The sequence below is a fragment of the Draconibacterium sp. genome (assembly GCF_041583095.1).
Classification (GTDB): domain Bacteria; phylum Bacteroidota; class Bacteroidia; order Bacteroidales; family Prolixibacteraceae; genus Draconibacterium.
Genome location: NZ_JBFHGM010000002.1, coordinates 1 through 26,320, shown reverse-complemented (window position 1 = coordinate 26,320; position 26,320 = coordinate 1). Strand labels below are relative to the sequence as shown.

Below are 26,320 nucleotides of genomic sequence, written 5' to 3'. Positions count from 1 at the left end.
TTTAGCTACACAAAATGTTTCCGAACAAAAGTGCGGCTAACCCACCACAACAAAGTAAGAAAGAATACAAAACCAATAATGGTAAATAAACCTATCGACAGGTTTTGTGTAGCCTTATCGATTGTCTGAAATACCCAGTGCGTTGGAAAAACCCCAAACAGATGCACAAATTTTTCGGGAACAAAAAACGCTGCTACCGGAATCAACACCAGCATATTAAATGCTTTTATATACACCATTCCCTGCATACGGTTTTGCACAAGTGAATTTATTGCCAATGCATAAACCGGAACCACCAACGCCGCCAGAAACGAAATAAGCAGTATCGCCAACACCGATACCTCGCAAATAGTTTGCACCGACAATAAAACCAGGTTTAAAACAATTGTAAATAAATACGGTATCAAAAAACGAGAAAGCACATATTCCTTCTTGTTTAGCGGAACAACTCCATAAACTTTTGCAACATCCGACTCTTTCTCATCAATAAGCACCATGCTACTGATAAAGCTAAACATTTGAGTGTTTTCAATAACGCCAATCACTAAAAACAATGAAAGGTACGGAGCCAAAATCGCATATTTTTCAATCAACGGAGGCACTGCCCAAATAATTAGCGCAAGCAGAATTACGGGCAACACCAGAAATGATCTCAGCGACGGATCGCGAAAGATCAACTTAAAATCAGTAAAAGCCAGTTTAAAAATCTTTTTCATTTCCGGTGTTTTATTGGTGAACTATTTTTCTTAAAAATCGGCGATATGCAAGCCAGTAGAAAAGTGGAATAAACACCACAATTGATGCTATTGCAAAACCAAAATTAATTGCTGTTCCGCTTACCGAATAATCGATAAGATAGAGACTTCCCTGTATGGGGAAAATGTATTTCACTACTCCCATTTCAAAAACACCGAGATATTGAAGAAGTGGCAGGTTTACAAATGCCAGGAAAACAGGGATGGAAGTCATGGCAAATTTTAAAAACTCGTTTGAGAAAGTCAGCATGTACAAGCCCAACAGCGACGATAGGATACAAATTGAGAGTGAACCGATTGCATACCAGGCAATATTAAAGTCAAATCCTTTAACTGAAAATGCCAGCCCCAATGAACACACCATTCCAATTAACGAGACTGAAATAACTTTCGACAAAAACAGATGATGCAGATTAAAAGGGGTTACAAATATGGCTTGCAAAATCTGGTGTTTCATCTCGATATAAATGGCCAGTGCAATAAAAAAGTAACCAATTACCGAAGGATCATTCAGAACAAGTGCGACCAGCAGTTTATCCAAACTGCCAATATCGCGGAGGAAATACAGCACCAGTCCATACATGAGTGTAACCACAAAACTGATCGTTATTATGCTGTTCTTTTGCAATAGAACGAACTGCCATTTAAGTTGCGAACCAAAACTATTCATCACCCAACGATTTTCCGGTTACACGAATAAAAACCTCTTCCAAAGTTGCCTCCAGCGTATGAATGCGCTTTACCTCATCCTGTTTTAAAAATTCCAGAAACTGTGGGTTTGCGCCAATATCTTTCAAAGGAAATTCCTCAGAATTTCCGTTTTTCAAATCAACTTTAACAGCTGCTTTTCCGTAACTGCTTTTCAGGTTGCGCGGAGTGTCAGTGAGCACGAGTTTTCCATCTACGATAAACGATACGCGGTCGCAAATACCATCGGCCGTTTCCATACTGTGCGTGGTTACAAAGATGGTTTTTCCCCGGTTTTTCAAATCCAGGATATGCTGCTTTATTTTGTGCGCATTTACCGGATCGAGGCCGGTTGTTGGCTCATCAAAGAACAAAATATCCGGATCGTGCTGAATGGCCCTTATAAAATTCAGGCGCATTTTCATTCCTTTCGAATAGGTCTCTACCGGCTTGTCCATGGCATCCAGCAGGTCAACCATTTCAAAAAGTTCTGTACTGTTATGTTTTTTTCCGTTTGGGTAGAAAGCAGCAAACAACTCCAGATTTTCCTTTCCTGTCAATTTCAGGTAATGATTGGGTAACTCAAATCCAACACCAATACGTTCGAAGTACGAATTGTTCCACTCCGAAAGGTTTTTCCCATCAATTTTCACCTGTCCTTTGTAGCCTTCCAGAATTTTGTACAACACCTTTTGTGCGGTACTTTTCCCGGCTCCTGAAGGCCCGAGAAAACCAAATATCTCACCTTTTGTAATCGAAAAGTCAAGACCTTTTAATGTCGGGCCATCGTTTCCGGGGTATTGAAACACCAAATTTTCAACCTGTATCATTCGTTTAGTTTTTATCAAAAGCCGGTTTGGCCAGTTTTATATAGTCAGCAACTACCTGCATTAAATCGTTCTTTTTACCGAAGTAAACCGGCTGTTGCTTTTCAATGCTTTCCTTGGGATTGATTACGTCGTTTACTTCCAGCTGTTCCTGAATACTGATGCCCAGTTTATACAAGAAAAATCCCTGTGTTTTTACCGGAATATCAGAACGGAACAAGCCCTTTTGAACTTCATATTCCACCATCTTTTCAAAGCCTGCCACCACCTGCGACAGCAATTCGTTGTACAAATGTTTGATGGAAGGTGAATTGAGATTTTGTGTCAGGTTATGCAAAAAATGACTTTGTAGCGGATTTTCATCGTCAAAGCGAAATCCGTGTTCGTACAAAGCAGCAAAGTAAGCCCAAAAGTCGGGATAATTTTCGCGTTTTACCGATTCGGTATACTTTATTTTAACGGCAACCGATTCGTTTACCAAGTACATAAACAAATCCAGCTTATCGTTAAAATACTGGTAAATACTTCCTTTGGCAATTCCGAGTTGTTTTACCACCATCGATATGGAAGCTTCATCAAAAGTCTTCACCGCAAACTCTCTCAAAAAAGCATCTGTGATTTGCTTTTTCTTTTCTTCTTTTAGTTTTATGAATGTTTCTTTTGGCATAACTATGACTACCTGGTCACAAATATAAAAACAAAAATGACTACCCGGTCATAAATAGTAAAGAATGAATCCATGTTTTAAAACAACCAAGTGTTATAAACAGACACGTAAAGACCCCGAAACAAGTTCAGGGTGACGACAGAACAAACACAAAAAATAGTATTAACACCAAATACAAAGAATTTAGGATTGAAGTTTCTGAAGCACCGCATCCTTATAACTGCGGCTTACCGGAATTTGCTTTTTACCGATTTCGATTATTTCTGAAGTGAATGAGCTGATAGCATTAACGGCTACAATAAATGAGCGATGCACGCGCAGAAAATCCTGCTGAGGCAATTTGGCTTCGATGCTCGAAATGGTTTCGCGGGTTACAACGGTTTTATCAATCAGGTGTATTTTAATATAGTCGGCAAGACTTTCAATATAAAGGATCTCCGGGAAATTTATTTTTATCATTTTACGGTCGGAACGTACAAATACCGATTCGCTTTTCTCGGGCTCAATTCGTGCCGGCTCGTCAAAATCCAATTGCTGATTTTCGCTCAGGTATTTATTAATACTTTGCATCAGGCGACCAAACGAAATAGGTTTGAGTAAATAATCCACAGCTTGCAAATCAAAACCATCAACAGCATACTCGCGATAGGCAGTAGTAAAAATCACTTTTACCGAATTATTAATGGATTTGGCGAATGATAAACCCGAAATCTCCGGCATATTTATATCGAGAAAAACCAAATCGATAGAACGATTGCTGATCACATTAAACGCTTCGATGGCATTTTTACACAACGCCACAACTTCAATGGTTTCGATCTTCCGGAGATGGCTTTCCAGAATTTCGCGCGCCATGGGCTCGTCATCAACTATAATACAACATATCTTTTTAGTCATTTTCCCGCTTGGTTTGTTCAGTTTTTGCCAGGTCGCAAATAACAAGTTTTGCATTGTACCAGTTGTCTTTTACTGCGTGCGCCAGTTCATAATTGTTCGGATAATTCAAATCCAGTCGTTTTCGAATATTCAGAAGTCCGAGCCCGCCATTTTTGTGCTCGTTACCCTCATCAATAAACGAATTTGCAATTTCAAATTCCAGGCAGTCATTGTCTACCCGCACTTCAATTTTAATGCGCAAAAATCCATCCACTAAGTTACCGTGTTTAAAGGCATTTTCAACAAAAGGAATCAGCAACATTGGCGCCACCTGAATTTCCTCATCCACTTCTGTCGATTTAAAATCCACTTTCAGCGTATCCTGAAAACGTACTTTCTCCAACTCGATGTACTCCTGAATGTGCAACACCTCTTCTTTCAAACTTACCAGCGGTTTATTTACCTGGTACAATATATAATCGAGCAAATTCGAGAGTTTCAGAATAATATCGGGCGTTTGTTTCGACTGTTTTAAGGCAAAACCATAAATCGTATTTAAAGTATTAAACAGAAAATGCGGATGAATCTGGCGTTTTAAATAATGCAACTCCTGCTCCTTTAACTGAAGCTGCGTTTCAAGTATTTTGTTCTGTAACTCCTTGTTTGCCGTGGCGGTTTTAAAACTCTGATTCAGAATACTTACAAAACTAATTACGCCAACAACAATAATAACCAGCAGCAAAACAAAGAAGAAGTTTTTGCTCATTGGCGGCATCTCATCCAGATTAAATTTAAGTACCAAAATCAGGCAAGTGTAAATAAGCAACGAGATGACATAGGAAATATAAACGAAAGTGTAAAAACTGTACAGCGCAAACTTCCAGTAATGTTTAGCCAGCAAATACCGCGGAATAAGGCGGTAATTAACAAAGTAGGTAACGGCAATGGTAAGCGGCAATAATCCGCTCGAAAACCACAGCGCATAATCTACTTTATCCGAATTGTAGCTAAAAAAATAGAAAAAGAAAAACCATACCGCCACCCAGAACAGCGAATGGAAAAGAATCGTTTTAAAATTTATTTTCTTCCAAAAGTTCATTAATACAATACTACTTATTTTTCGTGAACCGGCATTTTTTTAGCGACGAATTGCGGGTTTTCTTCGCTTTGTTGCATTCATAACATTTCATTTTCGGTTTATAAGCTTAATTTTGAAAAAACACGTACAGAATCTTCCATCTGTCGCAATAAAATAAATGCGATCATTTTCTGACATACATTTGATTAGTATTTATTTAAAAACTAAAATTATGAATGCACTGATTGAAAAACTTAACGATGGCGGCCCTGCTTTTACTTACATTATTGTACTTACATTTCTGGTACTAATTGGGCTGTTTGTACGTGGAATTTTAATGAAAGGGGAAAAATACAAGACCATTGAATTAATGAAGCAAATAAGTTGGTTTGCTGTAGCCTGGGGATTTTTGGGGCGTACTTTCGGACTGATTATGATCTTCGATAAAGTTCAGGCAATGGGCGATGTAGCGCCAAGTGTATTTGCCGACGGATTAAAAATAGCCCTGGTTGCTCCTTTGTGCGGAATTCTTGTTTTTGCTTTAACACGATTGGGTATTGTTGTACTCGTAAGTCTGCAAAAAAACTACCAGCCACAGGAAAACAATTAAACACTATTGTCATTTCGAACGAAGAGAGAAATCTGTTACTTTTAAACTATAATGTAACAGATTTCTCCTCATTCTTCGTCGAAATGACATTTCACTTTTTTTGCCTTTTCTATCCGCATAGTGCATAATTTCAACACTTGCCTAGTTTTGTTGTTGCTTAATAATAACATCAACAAAATAAGCACTAAATTAAACCAATCGAAAGCATCGACGACGTTATCCTTATTCTGGATTCTATTATAGAAGACTCGTTGAAAACCGGCGACACACTGGGTTATTTTGCTGTGCTCTACCAAAAAGTAACGGTTAAGGTAAAAGAGGAAATTCAGAATAATTATTTTGATGATGGCCCGCGAATGGAAAAACTGGATGTTGTTTTTGCGAAGCGCTACATCGATGCCTATTTTGCTTGGAAAAACAATGAGCCGGTAACTCAATCGTGGGCGATTGCTTTTACGGAAACCCGAAACAATAATCTGCTGGTGGTTCAACACCTTTTATTGGGGATGAACGCCCATATTAACCTTGATCTTGGAATTGCGGCGGCAGAAATTTCAGGCAGCAATACCATCGCTGAGTTGGAAGATGATTTTAACCGGATAAACGACATTCTTGCTTCGATGGTTGACGAAGTGCAAAACGGACTTTCTTCCATCTGGCCATTTCTACGGAAGTTGCTTTTGTGGCTGGGGCAGGCCGATAATTTACTGGTGGATTTTAGTATGAAAATCGCGCGTAACGGCGCCTGGAAATTTGCCAAAGAAATAGCTGCAGTTGAGAAAGTCGACTGGCCGGAAACAATCAGGATCAGAGACAAAAAAGTAGCTGATAAAACCCGGCTGATAACAGATCCCGGGAAAGTCATCCGCTTTTTGTTCCGTGTAATACGCTGGACCGAACGAGGCACGGTTGCCGATAAAATTGAAAAATTAAGGCGATGAGATTTGCTTTCACCGCCCTAGTTTTTTGTTTATACGCTAAGCGCGTAAAATTTATTAACCTTCAATCTTTTTATTAACGATATCCAAAATTGCCGCCTCTTTTTCTTTAGCTGCCTTCAGCAAATTCTCTGCTTTTGTCAAAGCCTTTTCCAGGTATTCAGCATCGGCAAATCCGGCCGCATTAATTTTCACATTCAGGTAAGCACCGTGAACAGCTGTGCGTACGCACAAAGCCCCTACCCCGGCATCGGAAACCGAGTTTGGATTTCCAACTTCAGCCATGGCCTGCATCACTTCCAGCGAATCGTGCGCCAGTTGCATTACTTTTAACGGCACTTCAATGGCATTTTTTGTAGCATCGTGAATGGCTTGTTTACGTTCAACTTTTTCCTGCTTGCTGGATTTTGGCAATCCAAAAGCAGCCATAATTTTATTGAATGCATCGGTATCTTCATCTACGCAGTTCAACAATGCGGTGTGGTAATATTTGCCTTTTTCAGCCCAGTCGGAGAATTCTTCCCAGCGTTCGTCCCAACCCCGTTTATGCGCCGACAGGTTGGCTACCATAGCCCCTAAAGCGCCTCCCAAAGCACCAACATAGGCAGAAATGGAACCTCCACCCGGAGCCGGCGATTCAGAAGCAGTTTCATCTTTAAACTGCGTTAAAGTCATATCAATCAACTTTTTCGCCGATTTATCTTCAATCACATATTCAATGATCTTCTTTTTAGGATCGAAAGGCCCAAGTTCATCCAACCCAAGAGATTTTATCGCAATCTTTATAATCTCCACATCCGAAATTCCGGTTGAACGCTCCTGTTTACGCAGAAAATATTTCCCGGCATCCAACATCGCCTGTAGCGGAATTAAGCCCACCAACTCTGAACCGGTTACACGAATTCCACGTTCGATAGCTTTTTTGCAGGTTTCATCAAAAGCTACGTGCACAGGCGTAACTGTTATGTCGGTCAGGTTAATCGAGATTTGGGCAACTCCATATTCTTCGATGTACCAGCCAATGGCACGTGTCTTTTTCAAACTGCCCGGTATGCGAACCGGCTCACCGTTTTCATCCGTAACAATTTTTCCGGTAATGGGATCTCCTTTGCGTTTTACACGCCCGGCTTCACGAATATCAAAAGCAATAGCATTGGCACGGCGGGTTGAAGTGGTATTCAGATTGATATTGTATGCTACCAAAAAGTTACGTGCACCAATAGCCGTTGCACCACTGCCGGCTACCCGATCGTTCCATTTATTCGGACCAAAATCAGGTTTCCAACGCTCGGTGGTAATGCGCTCTTTTAAAGCTTCGTATTCGCCTGAACGACAATTGGCCAAACTGCGGCGTTCTTCTTTAAACGCAGCAAACTCGTAGCTAAACACAGGAATTCCAAGTTCTTCGCCAACGCGTTGTCCGAGTTTCCGGGCGTATTCAATGGCTTCTTCCATGCTAACATTGGCAACTGGCACCAGCGGACAAACATCGGTGGCTCCAAAACGCGGGTGTTCACCATGGTGCTGACTCATATCGATCAACTCGGCAGCGCGTTTTATTCCACGAAAAGCTGCTTCTATAACATCATCCGGCGTACCAACAAAAGTCACCACTGTGCGGTTGGTGGCTTTTCCCGGATCAACATCCAGCAAACTGATGTTGGCCACACTTTCGATGGCATTCGTAATTTCCTTGATTATACTCATATCGCGCCCTTCAGAGAAGTTTGGGACGCATTCGATAATTTTTTTCATATCGTTTAGTTTTTTCTAACCACAAAGGTTCGCAAAGTTTATCACAAAGGACATCCAAGTTTATACTATAACTCTCTTAATTCCGTATTTCAAACTTTTTACATTAAAATTGACTAACTATCCCAGTTTACAATTTGCCAACTTTTGATATGTAAGTATTTGTGCCAGATGAACATCATTTAAAGCTTCAACTGACTTTATTTCAATCACTATTTGATCTTCAACCAATAAGTCTATGCGATATCCAGCATCTAATTTCACCTCTTTGTAAACCAAAGGCATTGGTTTCTGAGCCTCAACCTTAAGTTCAAGTTGCTCTAATTCATATTTCAAACACTGTTCATATGCACTTTCCAGCAACCCCGGACCTAATTTGGAATGTACTTTAAAAGCACAATCAAGTACTTTTTTAAATAGCTTCTCTCTTTCCATTTCTTTGTGCTACTTAGTGATTAACATGGTGGGACTTTGTGGTTAAATACATAAAATTTTCAATCCGAAAATATAAATCAGTTTGGTTTTTACATATGATTTTTTGCAGTGATTAAAAACAGTCAGGCTGAGCGGTGTCGAAGCCTAGAAGTTTTGCACTTCCCCGTTAATAATCACCGTTTCTACCAGGTTTGAACCGTATGCATACGGCAAATACTCAATTCCAGGAACTTCGCTGGTAATAAATAGGTTGGCAATTTTTCCGCGGGCAATACTTCCGTAGCTTTCGCTAATTCCCATAGCGTAGGCCGTGTTTAGCGTGGTGGCGTTAATCACTTCTTCGGGTAACATTTTAAAGTTGATACAGCCCATTGCCGATATCAAACTCATGTTTCCACTGGGTGACGAGCCGGGATTAAAATCGGATGCCAGCGCCACCGGCAAACCGGCTTCTATCATTTCGCGCACCGGCGACAATTTCATATTCAAAAAGAATGCTGCTCCCGGTAATACTGTCGGCATGGTTTCCGAATCTTTTAACGCTGCAATTTCTTCCTCTCCCACATATTCCAGGTGATCGACCGAAAGGGCATTGTATTTCACTCCGGCCTGAATACCACCCGTTAATCCCAGTTCGTTGGCATGGATTTTTGGCCGTAAACCGTATTTTAAACCGGCCATAAGAATTCGTTCGGTATCTTCCACCGAGAAAAAGCCCCGGTCGCAAAATACGTCAATAAAATCGGCCAGTTCTTCGGCAGCTACCTGCGGAATCATTTCATTAATGATGATATCGACATATTCTGCCGGATTGTTTTTATACTCCGGCGGAATGGCGTGTGCCCCCAGAAAATTGGCACGCACACAAATGGGCGAAGTGTGTTTAATCCGTTGAATTACACGCAACATTTTCAATTCATCTTCGGTGTTCAGGCCATAACCACTTTTTATTTCCACTGCTCCGGTTCCCATTTTTACAATCTCCAAAACGCGCTCCATGGCACTTTCGTACAGCTCATCTTCCGAAGTTTCGTACAACAGTTTGGCCGAATTCAATATTCCTCCTCCCCGGCGTGCAATCTCTTCGTACGACAAGCCCTTTATGCGGTCCACAAATTCTTTTTCGCGAGGTGCCGCATAAACCAGATGCGTGTGCGAATCGCAAAAACTGGGGTAAACCAGCCGATTCGAGCAGTCGATCTCTATCAGCAGGTCATCATCAAAATATTTGTCTTTTAGCTGATCCATTGTGCCGAAGTCCTCAATCAATTCATCGCGGATAATCAGAAAGGCATTTTTTATGGTATTCACTTTTGCCATTTCTTTTCCGGCTCTGAACAAAACGGGTTGATCTTCAACCTGAACCAGCTCTTTTATATTTTCAAGTAATAGTTTCATTCCTGTGCTGTTATTCTGTTTGTTTTAAAAAGGTACAAAAATGCATGCATAAATCAACCTTTTACATCCTGATTTTGGAATGATGGATATCAGCAAATCAAATTCGGGCCCGGAAAAACAAAAAATTGCGGGGTTAACCTTTATCGTGTTCTCACGTATTAGTGGGAAACTTTAATCACAACTATTATGAAAAACTTATTTCTTCTTTTTGGGCTTTTAGCTCTGCTAATGGCTTGTCAAACTGTTGATCCCGAGCAGGAAAAAGCTGCCGTTGAAACTACATTAAACGACTTTTTTAACGCCATGGAAGAATTCAACTACGATGCCATGCGCGCATTATGTACAACAGATTTTAGTGTGTACGAAACCGGTTTCGATCATGCTGATCTCGATGGCCTGATTGCGTCGGTAAAATCGATGGAAGGAGCCAACCTAAACATTACACTTGATATCGATAAAACGGAAGTGGTTGGCGATATGGCGCTGGTTCTCCTTCAGTTTAATGCTGCAATTGAGAGTGGCGGCGCAACCATGAATATCGAGGCAAATGAAAATTATGTATTAAAAAAAGAAAATGGAAAATGGCTGATGCATTACTGCCACAGCACACACTTACCCAATAAAAACGATAAAAATATGGCCAGCCTGCATTTGCTAAAAGTACCTGAAGACAAGTCGATTGACACACTGCTGGATGCCCTGAATAATTTGAATCAGGCCATTGCCGAAATGGGTTTCTGGGATTGTGGTTATACGGTAATGAAGGTGGTTCCGGACAGTAACGACGAGTTCAACTACTTTATAAAAGGCAACTGGATAAACCAGCAAATCTACGATGCCATACACGATAGTGAAGCATGGAAAACAATTACCAACAATTTTCCTGAAGAAGCTTCCAGCCTAATGGACGACCAGATTTATTTGCAAGTTGCAGATTTATAGCAGAATTTATTTCAGTAAACCATCCGTATTTCTTATGAATTATGGATGGTTTATTTTTTATTATGGATTATAAATCTGTGGTAACAAACTCCGATTCCTGCAGCGATTCATGAAAATGAATCACCTCCCACTTATTATTCTTCTTTTGCAGCACCAGTGTACTTCCGCATTCAGGAAAGCTTATCGTGGAGCCCGGGAAATAAAATTTCCCTTTATAGGGCATGGTAACAATAGCAACATCGCGGGTAACTATCCGAATATCGGGAGATGAAAAGCTAAAATCTACTTTTTCAAGATTATCGAATATCCCATGAACCTCTTTGGTAAAAGCATCCACATTCATTGTTTCTCCATGAATTCCGATGTACTTAAAATCTTTATCCAGCAAAAAATTAGCCTCGAAGGCCTGGTTTACATCCATGTTTTTCATACCATCCATCATGGTATTAATGGTGGTTTGCACCTCTTGGGCTAAAACTTCCTTTTCTGTTTCAGAAAGTGGCTTTTCAGCATTGTTTGTACAGGCAGCAAGCAAGAACAAACCTGCGGTTAAAAGGATTGAAATGGTTTTCATTTGATTAGTAATTTTGATTTGAGTTAAAGTTATGGTGATTTTTGAGAATACTTACATTGAAATGAGATTGCCAATAATTTCATCAGGAGTAGTCAATTCTCCCGACACGTTTTCCTGGTGAAAATAGTTGTACCAGCCGGCTTCCATCACAAGGGCTTCAAATTCTTTCTTCATATCCAATGTTGGAAATTTCCAGACGGCATAAAAATCAAAATTAGCCCGATGGGTTGTGGCCTCATCGTTTATGCCCCAGCCAACAATTTCTACTCCCTTGTTGAGCAAGGCCTGCACATGCGGCCCAATTTGTTCAAGGTAAATGCCACGCTCGTCATGCGACAGCTGTTTCCAGGCATCACTTGCACTCCACAATTCGATAAAACATTCCATAATTGTTTGATTTTAGTTACTACCTACAAACAGACCGCCCCGGCCTGCCTGAATTTCAGACTTTATAAGTTACGAAATAAACACCTGAAAAACAACGCATTATTAAACAGCAGACCCAATAAGCCCACTACTGACTTTTTTCACCAAACCGCTGATAAAAACCATTTAATTTCTGTTTATTGCTACATAAGCCGAATGAAATAAATCCAATCGCCGGTGCCAATCATTTTTAGTAATTAAATCTTTGACTTTGAACATTTTTCATCAGGCAAGCGTTCTCTAATATCATAATCCTGTTAACCCATTATCCATATATACATTCTGGAAAATCCCCGGTGTTTAACCATTAATTAAAAGCTTGAGAATATGCCCTACTTTATCGATAATCACGAGCTAAATGGTGATACCCATACCGAAACAATGGTACAAAAGCACCTTAAGGATATTAAAGTTCAACACCTGTACAATTGCCGGAAACTAGGTTACTGGTTCGACGAAAAACGAAAGGTTGCCTTTTGTTTATTTGAGGCCCCCAACCGCTCGTGTATCGAAGAACTGCATAAGAAAGAACATGGCAATGTTACCAACCACATTGTTGAAGTTGACTCGCGGATTATTGATTTTTTTCTCAAACAAATACAATCGCAACCCCAGGCAGAAATGGTCGATATAAACAACATGAGCACACAGCCGCTTACAATTATAGTGGCACTAAGTATCGATTCGAACGAACTGTACGGTTTAGAATTAGACGAGCGGCGTGCCCTGGTAAGGTTGTTCAAAAAACTGGTAATTGACTATTGCAAACACTTTAAAGGAACCTTTATTGTTCGCGATCAATATGCATCGCAACTAACTTTCGAAACAGCAAGTGCTGCGGTTTATTGTGCCTTAAAAATTCATAAAGAATTTGCACCTATCCTAAGTAACCTGCAACGAAAATTATTTCTTAAAGTGGGCATAAGCGGATGTTTCCTCGAAAATATTAGCAATAGTGAATTTCAGCAATCGGTAAAACTAGCCAAACGTTTGTGTTACGTTGCCACAACGCAAATACTGGCTACCCTCGAAGTACGAAATTTATTTCAAAGCGAAAGCATGAAAGTGGTGATTAAAGGAGATCGTATAAAATCGGTTTCGCCCGACGATGCGCGGTTTTTAACCACACTGATGGATTACATGGAAAAACACTGGAAAAATCACGACCTGCATGCCTCAATGCTCGAACAACACCTGGGATGCAGCAAATCGCAGATTTACAGAAGAATGAAAATGCTTATTGCGCAGTCGCCAAATTCGTTTATTAAAACGTATCGCCTTAATCGTGCCAAACAACTGTTGCGCGACAAAAGCGGCAACATCTCTGAAATTGCTTTCGATACCGGTTTTAGCAGCCCATCCTACTTCTCGAAATGTTTCCAGGAAGAGTACGGAATAAAACCTTCCAGCTTCCAGGCGGAAATGATAAAAGCTTAAAATCACCTATTAAATACTTAATGGTCTTTTTTTATTCTTTTTTGAATCAAAATTGATAACACCTGTACCCTCTTGTGCCGTAAATTTGCATATAACAGTTCAATGGATGACAATTTGAAGAACTAACCCAACACAATAAACCCTATATTTTTAGCTATTAGTTAGGTCCAAAACATTCAGATTATGGATATTATTTTGGCAAGTAACAACAATGAAAACAGAGATATTAAAACAATTAAAAACAAGTATTTGAAAACTATTAAAACTCAAAGTCATGAAAACAATTAAATTATTATTCGTTTGTATGTTGGCAACCCTGTTTGCTTATGCACAAGAAAATGTACCTCCCTACATGATGACAGACGTGGAAGTAACACCTCCCAAGTTTACAGCGGTTAAGTATAGCCCTGTTGACAATACAAATTCGCTAAAAACCTACATCGCCAATAATTTTAAATACGATGCCGATTTTGGTGGGTCTGCTGAAGGTACCGAAGTAGTTAAGTTTACAGTAAATACCGATGGAAGTTTATCGGATATTCAGATTGTAAACAGCGTTTCGCCAACAGTTGATAACCTTATAACAAGTATACTGGAAGAAACCGATTACATGTGGATGCCTGGCAAAAACAATGGAACTCCGGTGGCTATGGAAAAAGAAATAGCCATTCAGGTAAAACTTGGAATGACCGAATCGTCAGCTGAAAATCGCGATTTTACCGTAATTGCCCAGGATCATTTTACAAAAGGTGCTGAGAAGTTATTCTTCGACCAAAAAACCAAAAAGGCAATCAAACATTTCGAGTCAGCCATTCGCTACCGACCATACGATCAGGGTACTTTGTATATGCTGGCACTTTGCGAAGTTGACCGCGGAAATAGAGAAGCAGCTCAGGCGTATGTTGACCGGTTCAGGAAACTGGGAGGCGACAAAAATATATTGGAAGAAGAATTGGCTCAAAAACTAAAAAATGTTGAAGGCTACGAACTACTTTCAGAACTTTTTGCAACCAAATAATTAAACGTATTACTTAGAAGGTTTTTACAAAGGCCGTTTCGGGAACTTGTTTCCGGAATGGCCTTTTCTTTTATCCGCAGCTGTTTGTTACCACTCCCACGAACTAATATCTCCCTTTTCCAGAAAACCATAATTCGAAATAGTTTTTGTACGGGTAATTTCGGAGATGCTGTTAACTCCCTCCACCTCAACCGTATCCATACGCGACATAACTTCAGAATGTTGTTCATTTACACGTAAACTAAAAACCTCATCCTTATAAATAAAACGTATGGTACCATCGTCTTCAATCTTTAATAGCTCAAACGATCCATGCTCAAACGGTATTTCATAAACTCCTTCCAGTCCGCTGGCACAACCGGCTCCGGCTGTACCGGTTAAACAGGCTCCGCTTCCATAAATGAGTTTCAGATTCCTGTTAATTTCAAAATCGATAATCCCATTCAGCGTTTTCATTTCCGCATCGTACCGATAGGTTGGAAAATCAATATGAATTAACGGTGGCTCCGGACCTGAAATCAATACGCCATCGGTTTCGGTACTGTTCTCTACAAAAAGGTACAAGTGCAGCTCATCGTCGTCGTTGTTAAAAATACAGGCGCCAAGAGGCAACAAGAATAGCAGTGTAAAAAGCAGTTTTGTATTTTTCATGATGAAAACCACATGTTATCTCTTTGATTTTGAAGTGTTTTAAAGGTAAATATTGTTTACAGAAATTAAAAGCACACAAAAAGATTTTCAATGAAAGACGCCTTCCGCCCGGCGAGAGCTAAAACAATGGAGTACCGGAATAAGCCGCACGAAACAAAGCAAGAAAAGTAACGTAGTTGAAGTTTTATTAAAATTACAACTACAAAAAGGCCATCCGTACCGGATAGCCTTTAGCTCTGAAAAGTTTTATATGAATAAGTATCGGGGATAATTTTATTCCGGCTCGTCGGTTCGCATATAAAGACTTTGATTCATTATTTTTCCATCTTTATTAAAATAATTTGTCATCATTACCGGAATCGATAGCTTCTCTTCGGTAGCCGTAACAAGGGCCGACCAGGTCCACCACGAATAAACAACCATCATGTCTCCGTTTTTATAGTGGATACAATCGGGATAGCCCTGTTGTTTTAATGTGAGGTTATCGTAAGTTTCAAAATTCGAAATCCAGCCGTTTTTAGCTTCATCGAGGCCAAACGATTCGTTCCAATCCATGGTTAAATCGCTGAACCGCGCATTTTCGGCATAAAAATCAACCAGCTCATCAAGGTTTTCGTTGCAATAGGCATTAACCAATTTGCGCACCTTGGTAATGTACGGATGATTATCATACACTTCGCCGTTTTCAGAAGTTGTGCTACTATTACGAATAGCATCGAAAGTGGCGGTTGGGAAATAGAAACCGATATTTGCAATTTTTCCTTCGTCGTTAAACATATACAAGTTATGATACGGCACCGCTATATTGATGCCACTTTCAATGTGAGTGCCCGTAAACAACAGCCAGTCCTGCACCCAGGTGCCACCCTCTTTGTACTCAATTGCATCCGGGAAAGCCGGCTTATCATCTTTTACCTCCAGGTTTTCGTAAGCTTTGCTCCACGATTCGCCAGCATTTTTAAACACCTCGTTTGATACCTTGCTCCAGGTTCCGTTCATCGAGCGGTAAACACTGTCGGCAAAAAAGCTTTGAAAAGCTATTGCGTCGCCATCTTGAAAGGCTTTCCACATTTCGCGTGTTTTGGTTATGTATTCGTGATCCGAATACACTGTTCCGTTTTTGGTTTGCGCAAAGGCGCAGGTGCCCCATACAAGCACCAGTAAAAGGCAGGCAATTTTTTTCATGTTATTTTTATTTGGTGAAACTTAAAATAGGCAACAGGGACCAGGAATATTGCGGATCAGGATTGAGATTTCAATAACACAACCGTTTTATACGTTACAACCTTTAAAAAGGATACCAAATAACATGGCCATTGCCATTTACAGTAAACGATGGTAAACTTTCAGGAGTAAACAGCTCACAACTGTGGCAGGATGAAATATGGATGAAAACATGGTATGTATGGATTAGATTTCTTCGCGATACACGTAATCACAAGCAATAAACAAATTAGTACATTTACCTGATGAACAAATCCTTACAGCGCATGTTACACTTTATCCTGAACTTGTAAAAACTGCACTATGCCGCTCATTATGAATTACCACATAACCCCCGGCATAAAACCCGAAAAAGCTAAAAAAGCATACCTCCAATATTTTGTAGTAAAGTTCATATACAAAGTAAGGCAACACTGTTTTTACAACTAAGTGAAACACTTATTTCTCTCTTCGCAGGTAGCTGTATGAGGTAGCAACTCACCATCCCGCGCATAGTAACTCCCACTCAATTAAGCTTTGATTACCAGTATAATATTTCGCACAAATGTTTTGCCATGCCGGCAATGCTCAATTGGTGTGAAACAGGCATGCGTAAGTTTTTAGTTTTTAACCAAAAATTATAAAGTCAAGGAAATTATTACAAAATCCGGTAACAAAACAAACATCGGTCAGCAGCTGATCGATGATTTTAGCGCATCATTGGGTGGAACATTGGTAACAGCTTCGGATGCCAATTACGACGAAGTTCGTCAGATCTGGAACGGCATGCACGACAAAAAACCGGCACTTATAGCACAGTGCTCGGGAGTGGCCGATGTAATTGCATCGGTAAATTTTGCCCGCGAAAACGACATCCTGGTATCGGTGCGCGGTGGCGGCCATAATGTTGGTGGCAGCGCCTCGAACGATGGTGGACTAATGATCGATCTCTCTCAAATGAAAGGGATTCGGGTCGACCTGGAGAAAAAAACCGTTTATGCGCAAGGCGGCGTTACCATTGCCGATCTCGACCGTGAAACATCGGTATTCGGACTCGTTGCTCCATCCGGAGTGGTATCAACAACCGGAATTGCCGGCTTAACGCTGGTGGGCGGGTTGGGTCATCTTCAAAAAAGATACGGATTGAGTATCGACAACCTGGTATCGGTGGATGTAGTAACTGCCGACGGACAATTTATTACCGCCTGCGAAAAACAAAAACTCCGACCTGTTTTGAGCCGTGCGTGGCGGCGGTGGAAATTTTGGCGTGGTTACTTCGTTCCAGTATCAAGTGTACCCGGTTGGGCCATTGGTAACTTTGTGTGCGCCTTTTTACCCTGCAGAAGAAGCCCCGGAAATCTTACCGGCATGGCAGGCTTTTATGGATGAATCGCCCGACGAGGTATCCTCAACTGCCATGTTCTGGACCATTCCCCCGGTTCCCGATTTCCCCGAAGAAGCGCATGGCAGACGCGTACTTATCATTCTTGCTGTTCATTCCGGCGAAGTGGAAAAAAGGTGAGCAATTGCTTAAACCTTTACGCGAACTCAGTACACCACTGGTCGACCTGAGTACGCCCCTGCCCTGGACCACACTGCAAACCATGTTCGATCCTTTCTTCCCGAAAGGCGAACAACTGTATTTTTTTAAATCGAGATACATTAACCGGTTGGATACAAAATCTATCGATGCCATTGTTCCAAAAGCGAGCAATCCGCCGCAACCAATGGTGCTGATCGCCATTTGGCACATTGAAGGAGCCATGAGCCGCGTAAAAGACGACGCCACTCCTTTCTCCGGTCGACAATCGAATTACCTGTTTAGCATTGATGCCATTTGGGCCGATGCCGCAGCAAAAGATGAAGTAATAAGCTATTCCCGCGAATTTCTTGATGACCTGAAAGATTTCTCGCCCGGTGGTTTATATGTAAACTTTGCCGGCCTGGGCGAGGAAGGTACCGACCTGGTAAAATCGGCCTACGGGAAAAACTACGAGCGCCTGTCGGTGATAAAAAAGAAGTACGATCCAAACAATTTATTCCGTATTAACCAGAATATTAAACCGGCTGAATAGTTTGCTTTCACTGACGAGGGGGTATTGCTTATTTTGATCATTCCTTCGCAGGAAAAATGTTTCCGGCGAAGAAAACGGACTCAAATGAGGAAATAATTCCTAAATAGGGAAGGATTAAAAATGGAATATTTTGTTAAACATCTAAAGGTCAGACCTCATTCAGTTATGGTACGACTCTTGGTAAAGATAAAATAGGGGAAAGCGACTTCTGTATTTATGATTGGTTTTGTGTTTAGGGGTTTGTAAATTATCAATCATCTTCAAAAAGCGTCCATAGAGCTTTCCCCTTCTTTTTTTTATCTAAAATTTCATTCAAAAAATCATTTTCCGGGAGCAGTACTGAAGCCATAAGAGACTGCGCTTCGAAGTACATCCACCTTTTGCTAAAAGAGATGTGCTGATACTACAATCGGGACGGAGGATTAAAGACCAAACTTCACAGCAAACAATTTTCTTCTTGCAAATCCTATAGGATTACTTTTATCCGGAAATATTCGTATGAAGAGTTACTTCCATTTTCAGTTGTGGAAAAACCGGACTTTTTATTAACCAAAAATTACCAATTATGAAAAATTTCAGAAAATTGCTGTGTCTGGTTTTCTGTGTCAGCCTGTGTTTTGCCTGTGCAGATTTCAATGAAGATGTTACAAACGACCTCAAAAGTGGTAAGTACGGCTCCAACAAAGATGGAGACCTAAAAATGGTAACTGTACCTTTTAAAGTGTACTACCTGGGAACTTACATGCCTCCCGGCGACAAATGTCCCGGCACCACAAATGTTATAGTTGACGGAGTGGGCGAAGGAACACATGTGGGCGTTTCAACCATTCATTTTGATTTTTGTATTCTTGGCGCAACAGCCAGTAGAGACTCTATTTTTTACGGGAATACCGATGCTTATATTATAGCCGACAACGGCGATTCGCTATTTGTCTCGATTGAAGGAGCAGTAGTTTCGCCGCCACTGGACGACCACCCCGATTATGTGGTGAATTACTGGACAGATGAATTTGAAATATTGGGAGGAACCGGACGATTTGAAGGAGCCACAGGTGGCGGATGGTCGGATGATTATAACAGTACGGAAGACAATAACTCGCACCATTACTGGGAAGGAACCATAACAATGCTTAAAGGTAAACGATAAAAAGTTGATTTTATAAGCCAAAACAATAAGGCCTGACAATTCGTTAGGCCTTTTTTTGTTGCAAAGATTAGTCACAACCTTGCCAATCCCCCTTATTTGAGGTATTAATTCCCAATGAAATAGAATGAATTAATTTTGAGTATAAACCAGATATTTAATCCTTTAACACCATTCTTACATTAGTTTGAAATCTAACATCGTGCATTGCAACAAAGCCTGCATTTCTTTCGTAGTAATAGCTGTGGAAAAATCGAACCACCTCACCACCAAAAATCGGAGTCACTATTCGCAGGAGAGATAATAATGCATACTTTTTAAGTATGGCATAAAGGCTATGTTACACAATTTTATAATGTGCGTGTATCGGTACGAGGGTTGGGTTCATATCTATACGTTTTGATTTTAAACCCGAAGAAGGGTGGTTGATGGGTTTGGCTTTAGCCATGTACAATTGAACGCTTTTTTAGGAAAACTATGAGACAGCTAAAAATTACAACGTCGATTACTAATCGTGAAAGTGCTTCTTTAGACAAGTATTTGCAGGAACTTGGTAAGGAAGAACTTATTTCTGTTGAGGAAGAAGTTGAATTGGCACAACGAATTAAAAAAGGCGATCAGGCGGCTTTGGAGAAATTAACAAAGGCAAACTTACGTTTTGTTGTATCGGTGGCAAAGCAATACCAGAATCAGGGATTGAGCCTACCCGATCTGATAAACGAAGGAAACCTCGGATTGATAAAAGCAGGTCAGAAGTTTGATGAAACACGTGGATTTAAATTTATTTCCTATGCAGTGTGGTGGATTCGGCAATCAATTCTTCAGGCAATTTCAGAACAATCGCGCATTGTTCGTTTGCCATTAAATCAGGTAGGTTCGTTGCATAAAATAAACAGGGCAATGGCAAAATTTGAGCAGGAAAATGAACGAAAGCCATCGCCGGAAGAATTAGCCGAAATACTGGAGTTACCTGCCGAAAAAATTACCACTACGCTGCGCGTATCAGGAAGACATGTTTCAGTTGACGCCCCTTTCGTATATAACGATGAAAATAGTCTTTTGGATGTTTTGGTAAATAACGATTCGCCAAACGCCGACCGTGCACTTATGCGGGAATCACTGGAAAAAGAGGTACACCGTGCATTGGATACACTGGTAGAGCGCGAGAACGACATTCTCAGATTATTTTTTGGTCTTGGTTGTCGGGAAATGACACTGGAGGAAATCGGAGAACGATTTGGACTGACCCGCGAAAGGGTAAGGCAGATAAAAGAAAAGGCCATCCGACGTTTACAAAAATCATCACGAAGTAAATCATTGAAAACCTACTTGGGCTAAGTAAGGATTATCGATTAAAGATGAAGGATGAATTAAGGCTGCGAGTCGCTGGTTGCCAGCTGCGAGAGATTGCTCGTGTAAGGATTCGCGTGCTGACAGATTTTTTTGCACCGTCCTTCAGGGCGGTGATTTAGGAGTAAATAGCATTTTAGGCTTTAGCGATTAGGGATGAAAGAGGCTAGCGGCTACTAGCTTTCTTCAATCTCGTGCAAGGTACAAGTTGCAAGTTACAAGTAATAGGCAATTGGCAAAATCGCAGTAGGCAATTTATCAATTCAAGACAATTTATCAATTTGTCAATCTCCTTCAATCTCTATCAATCTTTAAATCAATCTGCAACAAGTAGGCAGTTGGCAACATCGCAGTAGGCAATTTTACAAAGCTACTGCTCATTAAAGCATTAAATCATTCACGCATTTAAGCATTCCAACATTCAATCCATCAGTCCCTCAATCCCTCAATCCCTACTCATACCTCAACGTATGCGCCGGATTGATTCGCAGTGTTTGCAGTGTTTTATAACTGATGGTAAGCAGCGCTATGGATATGGCCGCAATAAAACCAACAACAAACTCGAGCGCTCCGAGGTGGATACGGTAGTAATAATTATGCAGCCAGTTTGTAGCTACCCAGTAAATCAACGGGCTGGCCACCAGTGTTGCTACACAAACCAGGATAACGATTTCTTTCGAAATGAGGTAAAAAATACTGTAGCCCGAAGCGCCCAGTGCTTTGCGCACGCCCACTTCTTTGGTGCGCTGCTCAACGGTAAACGAAGTAAGCCCGAACAATCCGAGTGCGGCAATTAAAATCCCCAGTATGGCAAACACCACTGATAGTTTGGCGTTTTGCCTTTCGGATTTATACATGTGCGCAAAATCTTCGTCCATAAAAAAGTAACGCATCGGGTTGTTGGCCGCAAAACCTTTCCAGCTTTCTTCAATCTGGTTAATGGCCGAGGCCGGTGCATCGGTATTAAATTTCACCGAAATATAACCCCAGTTATTGTCGGCTTCCTTAAAGCGCATTACATAAGGGCCTATACGATCGTGCAGCGATTTAAAATGGAAATCGTTACACACACCTATTATAGGCATGAGTTTTTTATTGCCGTCATCGGAAAACGGAACAATAAAGCGGGTTTGGGTATAATCGCCGATACCAAACTCATCAATGGTTTTCTGATTTACCACACAAGCCTCGTTATCGGCACCAAACTCGCGGTCGAAAAAGCGGCCTTTGTTTAGTTCCATACCGTAGGTTTCCAGAAAATCGTAATCAACATAAGCGGTTTGCATCAGGTAGGTTTGTCCGTCGTGGCCTTCCAGCATATAGCCGTTGTTGTTATTGTTGCGCCCGGGCACTGCCGTTGAGGCCGAAACATGCTTAACACCGGGTATTTTTTGTATTTCCTGTTTAAACGCTTTTACCTGGTCGCCAATGGAACCGGCACTTTGGATGACCATCAGGCGATCTTTCCCAAAACCAACATCTTTATTTACCATGTAAGTCAGCTGGCGGTACATAATGATGGTGCCAACAATAAGAACAATGGAAATAAGAAACTGTACCGACACCAGGATGCGGCGTAGTTTTCCGTTTTTTGCCCCGTCGCGAAGTTTTCCGCGCAAGACAGTATTGGGATTAAACGAGGATAGATAAAAGGCCGGGTAAGCACCTGCAACAAAACCCACAAACAAGGCAAAAAGGATAAGCAGGGGAATGTAGTAGAAATGTTCGATGATATTGAACCGCACCTGCGTATCGAAAACGTCGTTAAAAAACGGCAGCGACACAAAAACAATGGCCACAGCCAGAATGAGTGCAATAAACGAAATCAGCGTTGAATCGGTAAGAAACTGCAAAATAAGCATTCCTTTTGATGATCCGCTCACCTTTTTCACCCCAATTTCTTTGGCGCGTTTTGTGGCCTGTGCGGTGGAAAGGTTCATAAAATTAATGGAGGCAATAACGATGATAAGAATAGCCACACTACTGAAAATAACCAGGTATTTGGGGTCGGTGGCCGGTTTTACTTCGTGCTCTACCTCGGGCATAAGGTGTATTTTTGTTAATGGCTGCAGGTGATAATTGTAACGGTTGCCCTGCGCCAGAAAATCCTCGAGCATTATTCCCATTAGTTCCTGCACCCGCGGCCCAACGTATTTTTCAATCAGTCCCGGGAAACGTGCCTCCACACTCTCGGGCGAGGTATTGGGTTTTAGCAACACATAAGTGGAGAAACTGTTGTTCATCCATTCGGGATCGTCGGCTCGGTTGTTGGTCATAAACGACGTGAGGATGTTGGCATTTAAATGCGTTTCCTCGGGGAAATCGGCCATTACTCCGGTTATGCGGTACGGATCTTGCCCCGTGTTTACCCGCACCATTTTATTTATCGGATCTTCGTTGCCAAAGATCTTTTTAGCGGTAGATTCCGACAGCACCATGGTATGGGGTTCATTCAGCACGGTTTTGCTGTCGCCCCGAAGCAGAGGAATGGAGAACAGCTGGAAAAAGGTAGAGTCTACCTCGGCAAAATCATCGATTACAAAAGCGATATCTTCCCTTTTTACAACGGCTTCGCCCCAGTTATTTAAGCGGCAGAATTTTTCCACCTCAGGGAATTCATCGGCCATTGTTGGCCCCAGTATCGATGCCGAATAAGAGGCATTTACCTCCTGTTCGCCAATCTTGCCGTCTAAGTTTACCCGGTAAATGCGGTCTTTGTTCTGGTGGTACTGGTCGTAACTTAACTCGTGAATAATAAAGAGTGCGATAATAATACTGCAGGCAATACCAATGGCCAAACCCAGAATGTTGATGGCAACGTATCCTTTTTGCTTTTTCAGCGCCCGCAAGCTGTGTTTCAATAAGTTTTTAATCATGTTTTCAATAGCTTTAGTTTTCCGGAGATGAATGGACCGGATATTTTAAAGACGCACGAAGTTGTTGTTGGTTACAGGGTTATGAAAGATTATTGATAAAGGATGAAGGATGAATCAAGGAGAAAGGCAAAAGTAAAAAGGCAAAAGTTGAGGACGGTTCTGCCGGACGAAATCCCGACCGAAGCGTTGGGGGCAAAAGTAAAAAGGCAAAAGGAGGAACGATTAAAGAAAGCTGCGAGTCGCTAGTCATTAGTCATTGGGCACTGGGCACTGGGCACTGGGCACTGGGCATTTGCTAACGGGGATATAAACCGGAACTGTCATTGCGAGGGAGCAACGACTGTGGCAAGATGAGTGAAAGGATTAGGGATTAAGGATGAAGGATTAAAGAAAGTTACGAGTCGCTGGTCATTAGTCATTAGTCATTAGTCATTAGTCATTAGTCATTGGGCATTGGGCATTGGGCATTGGGCATTGGGCATTGGGCATTGAGTTTTTAATAACGCATTTTTGCATTTACGCATTCAGGTATTCTCAAGTAAAAAGATCAATCCCTCTAAATCGCCCTTCGCCAAGGGGAACGGCGCCGTGAAACTCGTCCTAATATATCAGAAATGAAACATTTCAACTTCTTAGTATCGAAAGGCAACAAGATTTTTTTTGGGGAGATAGTCTATTCGTTCGGGTAAAACTTATCCAGGTATTCACGTACCAATTGTGCAACATCCCAATAATCGATAAACTTAAAATTTTTAGTCGACCACGATCGTTTGTATTGTTTCCACAATGAACGCACCTCATCGTCGTTTAAGTTTTGTTTAGCGGTTAATTCGAGGTTTATAAATATGAATTCGAGAATTTCATAAACGTCCTTTTTGTTATTGTTGGGATTAAAATCAACATTTATCGTTCCTCCTTTATCATTAATCTCCTTTTTTAAACGAATAATATAGGTGTAAAATTCAAATTCAATGCTCGATCGCTCGTTCATGCACATTTCCAGTTCCGAAATAATATCTTCACACACTTTGGCCGGATCTGCCGTTCCCTCCCATTCGTTGTCACCTTCTTTTACCCGCTTTGCTTTTAACAGTAATGTTGTATCAGTGGTATATTCTGAATAATGAGATTCCCATACCGTTGTTATCGCATTTTCCAGCGTCGCATTTGTTTTATCCGGTTTCAGAAACTCGGTTATTCCAAAAAACACCGCCATTAAAAAGGAGACAACCAGAAACCATTTAATGGTGTTTAAAATGGGTTGACGCGCATCATCATTGCGGTCTTGTTCCTTTAACAGCAATTTGGTTGAAAGAGCAAAAAGGATAGCGCATAATCCAATAGCTCCATATTTGAGTGCATCTATAAATTCCATTTTTCTTCTCTATTTATAGCGTAGGATTGATTTGTAATCCGGGCTTGTATTGCAATTTAACTATAAGTTGCTTAATAGAAAAGTGTATGATTGATTTACCCGCTACTTTTTAAGATTTATTTCTTTAAGCAGGGGCAAGCCAAGTGAGAGGATGAAGGATTAAAGAAGCTGCAAGACACAAGTTGCATGTTACGAGTTGGCCATCTCTTCGGTTTTCCAACTTCCGACTCCCAACTTTCCACTCAATAACAACTCCAGTGATACCGCCCGGAGGATTTAAAAATTTCCCAGGCTGCGGAATCCGGAAAGATTTGCTGCAGGGCTTTTTCAACGCCCTCGCCCATTGCTTTTGAGCCGCAGACATAAACATGTGCACCGTGCTCTATAAAGGCCGATACTTCATGGTGTTTTTCCAGTAACAAATCCTGCACATACATTGGTTTTTGCTGATTACGCGATTCTACAGCATCGAACAAAAAGTTGGCATACTTTTCACTTATTGCGCTGAATTCTGCGTAATAACGGTTTTCGTGATGATGAAACTGTTCGCCCCAAAGCAACCAGGCGTTTGCCGGAAAATGCTGTTGCTCCATTTCGTTCATAAAGGCACGGAATGGTGCTACTCCTGTTCCGGCGGCGATCATCAAAATCGGAGTATTTCTATCGGGCGGCAAATAAAAATCGGGATTTGCTGCCAGTCGAAAACGAATTGGACTACCCGGCGTACTAATTTCGTTTAACCAGCTGGAAGCTGCTCCCAAATGTTTTTTACCGTTGAACTGAAAACGTAAGGTTTTTACCATCAGACCAATTGGCTTTTCGGCATTGGGCACGCTGCTTATCGAAAACTGCCGGATGCGGATTGGTGGCAAGAACGAAAGCAGTTTTTCGCCGGAAATTTCTGCCGGAAAATCGTTAAGCAGATCAAGTACATTTGCATTTTTCAGATAGGTATTCAGCGCCTCATTTTGAGTAAGCAATTCAGCCAGCGATTTATTTAATGTCGCTCCGGCATAAGCCTTTAACAATTGCCGATTTACGCGTGTAATTTCTTTTTCTGTTGCAAAAGCAGCTGCCAGTTGTGGTGTCTCTAACTTTTCGCAAAGCGCCAGAACCAGTTCTGCAGGATTTTCGGGAATTACATCCAGCAAATCGCCGCTTTTATAATTTCCGGCTGCTTCCGGGCATTCAAATTCCAGGTGATACGTGGAATTGTTTTCGGCATC

Annotated in this window: 26 protein-coding genes and 1 pseudogene; 11 read left to right on the top strand and 16 right to left on the bottom strand. The window is 41.2% G+C overall.

The window, feature by feature from the left end:
• Window positions 1-5 precede the first annotated feature (5 nt).
• The 6 genes from ABZB17_RS00265 to ABZB17_RS00240 all read right to left on the bottom strand — a co-directional run bounded on the left by ABZB17_RS00265 (window position 6) and on the right by ABZB17_RS00240 (window position 4,911).
• A complete protein-coding gene (locus ABZB17_RS00265; RefSeq protein ID WP_372647298.1) occupies window positions 6-716 on the bottom strand; it encodes a hypothetical protein in 711 nt (236 codons plus the stop codon).
• A gap of 10 nt (window positions 717-726) precedes the next feature.
• Window positions 727-1,425 (bottom strand): hypothetical protein, encoded by a 699-nt coding sequence (locus ABZB17_RS00260; RefSeq protein ID WP_372647297.1) that lies wholly within the window; start codon window positions 1,423-1,425, stop codon window positions 727-729.
• Entirely contained in the window at window positions 1,418-2,272 is an 855-nt protein-coding gene (locus ABZB17_RS00255) for an ATP-binding cassette domain-containing protein (RefSeq protein WP_372647296.1), read from the bottom strand. Before ABZB17_RS00255 ends, ABZB17_RS00260 begins: the two co-directional genes overlap by 8 nt.
• A 4-nt stretch (window positions 2,273-2,276) precedes the next feature.
• The gene (locus tag ABZB17_RS00250; RefSeq protein ID WP_372647295.1) at window positions 2,277-2,936 is read right to left on the bottom strand and encodes a TetR/AcrR family transcriptional regulator; all 660 of its coding nucleotides are present in this window, start codon (window positions 2,934-2,936) and stop codon (window positions 2,277-2,279) included.
• A 183-nt stretch (window positions 2,937-3,119) separates the two neighbouring features.
• Window positions 3,120-3,833: a LytR/AlgR family response regulator transcription factor gene (locus ABZB17_RS00245; protein WP_372647294.1), complete on the bottom strand. Its 714-nt coding sequence runs from the start codon at window positions 3,831-3,833 to the stop codon at window positions 3,120-3,122.
• Window positions 3,826-4,911 carry a sensor histidine kinase gene (locus ABZB17_RS00240; RefSeq protein ID WP_372647293.1) on the bottom strand — a complete coding sequence of 362 codons (1,086 nt, stop codon included), beginning with the start codon at window positions 4,909-4,911 and terminating at the stop codon, window positions 3,826-3,828. Before ABZB17_RS00240 ends, ABZB17_RS00245 begins: the two co-directional genes overlap by 8 nt.
• Before the next feature lie 211 nt (window positions 4,912-5,122).
• Between ABZB17_RS00240 and ABZB17_RS00235 the strand changes: the two genes are divergently transcribed.
• Both ABZB17_RS00235 and ABZB17_RS00230 read left to right on the top strand, forming a co-directional pair.
• A complete protein-coding gene (locus ABZB17_RS00235; RefSeq protein ID WP_372647292.1) occupies window positions 5,123-5,500 on the top strand; it encodes a MotA/TolQ/ExbB proton channel family protein in 378 nt (125 codons plus the stop codon).
• A gap of 188 nt (window positions 5,501-5,688) precedes the next feature.
• The gene (locus ABZB17_RS00230) at window positions 5,689-6,441 is read left to right on the top strand and encodes a DUF5995 family protein (protein ID WP_372647317.1); all 753 of its coding nucleotides are present in this window, start codon (window positions 5,689-5,691) and stop codon (window positions 6,439-6,441) included.
• Window positions 6,442-6,495: 54 nt separating this feature from the next.
• Here the strand turns inward: ABZB17_RS00230 and ftcD are convergent, their stop codons facing one another.
• The 3 genes from ftcD to hutI all read right to left on the bottom strand — a co-directional run bounded on the left by ftcD (window position 6,496) and on the right by hutI (window position 10,023).
• Complete coding sequence (gene ftcD / locus ABZB17_RS00225) at window positions 6,496-8,193, bottom strand: glutamate formimidoyltransferase (RefSeq protein WP_372647291.1); 1,698 nt, start codon at window positions 8,191-8,193, stop codon at window positions 6,496-6,498.
• Between the two features lie 117 nt (window positions 8,194-8,310).
• Window positions 8,311-8,625 carry a GxxExxY protein gene (locus ABZB17_RS00220; protein ID WP_372647290.1) on the bottom strand — a complete coding sequence of 105 codons (315 nt, stop codon included), beginning with the start codon at window positions 8,623-8,625 and terminating at the stop codon, window positions 8,311-8,313.
• 144 nt (window positions 8,626-8,769) lie between these two features.
• Window positions 8,770-10,023: an imidazolonepropionase gene (gene hutI, locus ABZB17_RS00215; RefSeq protein WP_372647289.1), complete on the bottom strand. Its 1,254-nt coding sequence runs from the start codon at window positions 10,021-10,023 to the stop codon at window positions 8,770-8,772.
• A 186-nt stretch (window positions 10,024-10,209) separates the two neighbouring features.
• Here hutI and ABZB17_RS00210 point away from each other — a divergent pair, with 186 nt between their 5' ends.
• Window positions 10,210-10,965 (top strand): nuclear transport factor 2 family protein, encoded by a 756-nt coding sequence (locus tag ABZB17_RS00210; RefSeq protein ID WP_372647288.1) that lies wholly within the window; start codon window positions 10,210-10,212, stop codon window positions 10,963-10,965.
• A 67-nt stretch (window positions 10,966-11,032) separates the two neighbouring features.
• Here the strand turns inward: ABZB17_RS00210 and ABZB17_RS00205 are convergent, their stop codons facing one another.
• Together ABZB17_RS00205 and ABZB17_RS00200 are read right to left on the bottom strand one after the other, a co-directional pair.
• Entirely contained in the window at window positions 11,033-11,539 is a 507-nt protein-coding gene (locus ABZB17_RS00205; protein ID WP_372647287.1) for a nuclear transport factor 2 family protein, read from the bottom strand.
• Between the two features lie 51 nt (window positions 11,540-11,590).
• On the bottom strand, window positions 11,591-11,926 hold the full coding sequence (locus ABZB17_RS00200) for a DUF6616 family protein (RefSeq protein WP_372647286.1): 336 nt from the start codon (window positions 11,924-11,926) through the stop codon (window positions 11,591-11,593).
• A 366-nt stretch (window positions 11,927-12,292) separates the two neighbouring features.
• Between ABZB17_RS00200 and ABZB17_RS00195 the strand changes: the two genes are divergently transcribed.
• Both ABZB17_RS00195 and ABZB17_RS00190 read left to right on the top strand, forming a co-directional pair.
• Entirely contained in the window at window positions 12,293-13,402 is a 1,110-nt protein-coding gene (locus ABZB17_RS00195; RefSeq protein ID WP_372647285.1) for a nickel-binding protein, read from the top strand.
• 274 nt (window positions 13,403-13,676) lie between these two features.
• The gene (locus ABZB17_RS00190) at window positions 13,677-14,420 is read left to right on the top strand and encodes a hypothetical protein (RefSeq protein ID WP_372647284.1); all 744 of its coding nucleotides are present in this window, start codon (window positions 13,677-13,679) and stop codon (window positions 14,418-14,420) included.
• Window positions 14,421-14,507: 87 nt separating this feature from the next.
• Here the strand turns inward: ABZB17_RS00190 and ABZB17_RS00185 are convergent, their stop codons facing one another.
• Together ABZB17_RS00185 and ABZB17_RS00180 are read right to left on the bottom strand one after the other, a co-directional pair.
• On the bottom strand, window positions 14,508-15,071 hold the full coding sequence (locus ABZB17_RS00185; RefSeq protein ID WP_372647283.1) for a hypothetical protein: 564 nt from the start codon (window positions 15,069-15,071) through the stop codon (window positions 14,508-14,510).
• 273 nt (window positions 15,072-15,344) lie between these two features.
• A complete protein-coding gene (locus tag ABZB17_RS00180) occupies window positions 15,345-16,256 on the bottom strand; it encodes a hypothetical protein (protein WP_372647282.1) in 912 nt (303 codons plus the stop codon).
• A gap of 131 nt (window positions 16,257-16,387) precedes the next feature.
• On the opposite strand from ABZB17_RS00180, the gene ABZB17_RS00175 reads away from it, so the two are divergent.
• The 6 genes from ABZB17_RS00175 to ABZB17_RS00150 all read left to right on the top strand — a co-directional run bounded on the left by ABZB17_RS00175 (window position 16,388) and on the right by ABZB17_RS00150 (window position 20,831).
• The gene (locus tag ABZB17_RS00175; RefSeq protein ID WP_372647281.1) at window positions 16,388-16,519 is read left to right on the top strand and encodes a hypothetical protein; all 132 of its coding nucleotides are present in this window, start codon (window positions 16,388-16,390) and stop codon (window positions 16,517-16,519) included.
• A 475-nt stretch (window positions 16,520-16,994) separates the two neighbouring features.
• A complete protein-coding gene (locus ABZB17_RS00170) occupies window positions 16,995-17,663 on the top strand; it encodes an FAD-binding oxidoreductase (protein WP_372647280.1) in 669 nt (222 codons plus the stop codon).
• Window positions 17,656-17,796: a hypothetical protein gene (locus tag ABZB17_RS00165; RefSeq protein ID WP_372647279.1), complete on the top strand. Its 141-nt coding sequence runs from the start codon at window positions 17,656-17,658 to the stop codon at window positions 17,794-17,796. The genes ABZB17_RS00170 and ABZB17_RS00165 overlap by 8 nt, the downstream gene beginning before the upstream one ends.
• Before the next feature lie 4 nt (window positions 17,797-17,800).
• Window positions 17,801-18,349 (top strand): BBE domain-containing protein, encoded by a 549-nt coding sequence (locus ABZB17_RS00160; RefSeq protein WP_372647278.1) that lies wholly within the window; start codon window positions 17,801-17,803, stop codon window positions 18,347-18,349.
• Window positions 18,350-18,914: 565 nt separating this feature from the next.
• Window positions 18,915-19,496, top strand: a complete 582-nt coding sequence (locus tag ABZB17_RS00155; protein ID WP_372647277.1) for a hypothetical protein — start codon at window positions 18,915-18,917, stop codon at window positions 19,494-19,496.
• Between the two features lie 474 nt (window positions 19,497-19,970).
• Window positions 19,971-20,831, top strand: coding sequence for an RNA polymerase sigma factor RpoD/SigA (locus ABZB17_RS00150; protein WP_372647276.1), 861 nt, complete (start codon window positions 19,971-19,973; stop codon window positions 20,829-20,831).
• A gap of 464 nt (window positions 20,832-21,295) precedes the next feature.
• Here the strand turns inward: ABZB17_RS00150 and ABZB17_RS00145 are convergent, their stop codons facing one another.
• The 3 genes and pseudogenes from ABZB17_RS00145 to ABZB17_RS00135 form a co-directional block, all read right to left on the bottom strand.
• Window positions 21,296-23,719 carry an ABC transporter permease gene (locus tag ABZB17_RS00145; RefSeq protein ID WP_372647275.1) on the bottom strand — a complete coding sequence of 808 codons (2,424 nt, stop codon included), beginning with the start codon at window positions 23,717-23,719 and terminating at the stop codon, window positions 21,296-21,298.
• A 673-nt stretch (window positions 23,720-24,392) separates the two neighbouring features.
• On the bottom strand, window positions 24,393-25,094 hold the full coding sequence (locus ABZB17_RS00140; protein ID WP_372647274.1) for a hypothetical protein: 702 nt from the start codon (window positions 25,092-25,094) through the stop codon (window positions 24,393-24,395).
• A 242-nt stretch (window positions 25,095-25,336) separates the two neighbouring features.
• Window positions 25,337-26,320 (bottom strand): annotated as a pseudogene (locus tag ABZB17_RS00135) (hypothetical protein); the annotation flags it as partial.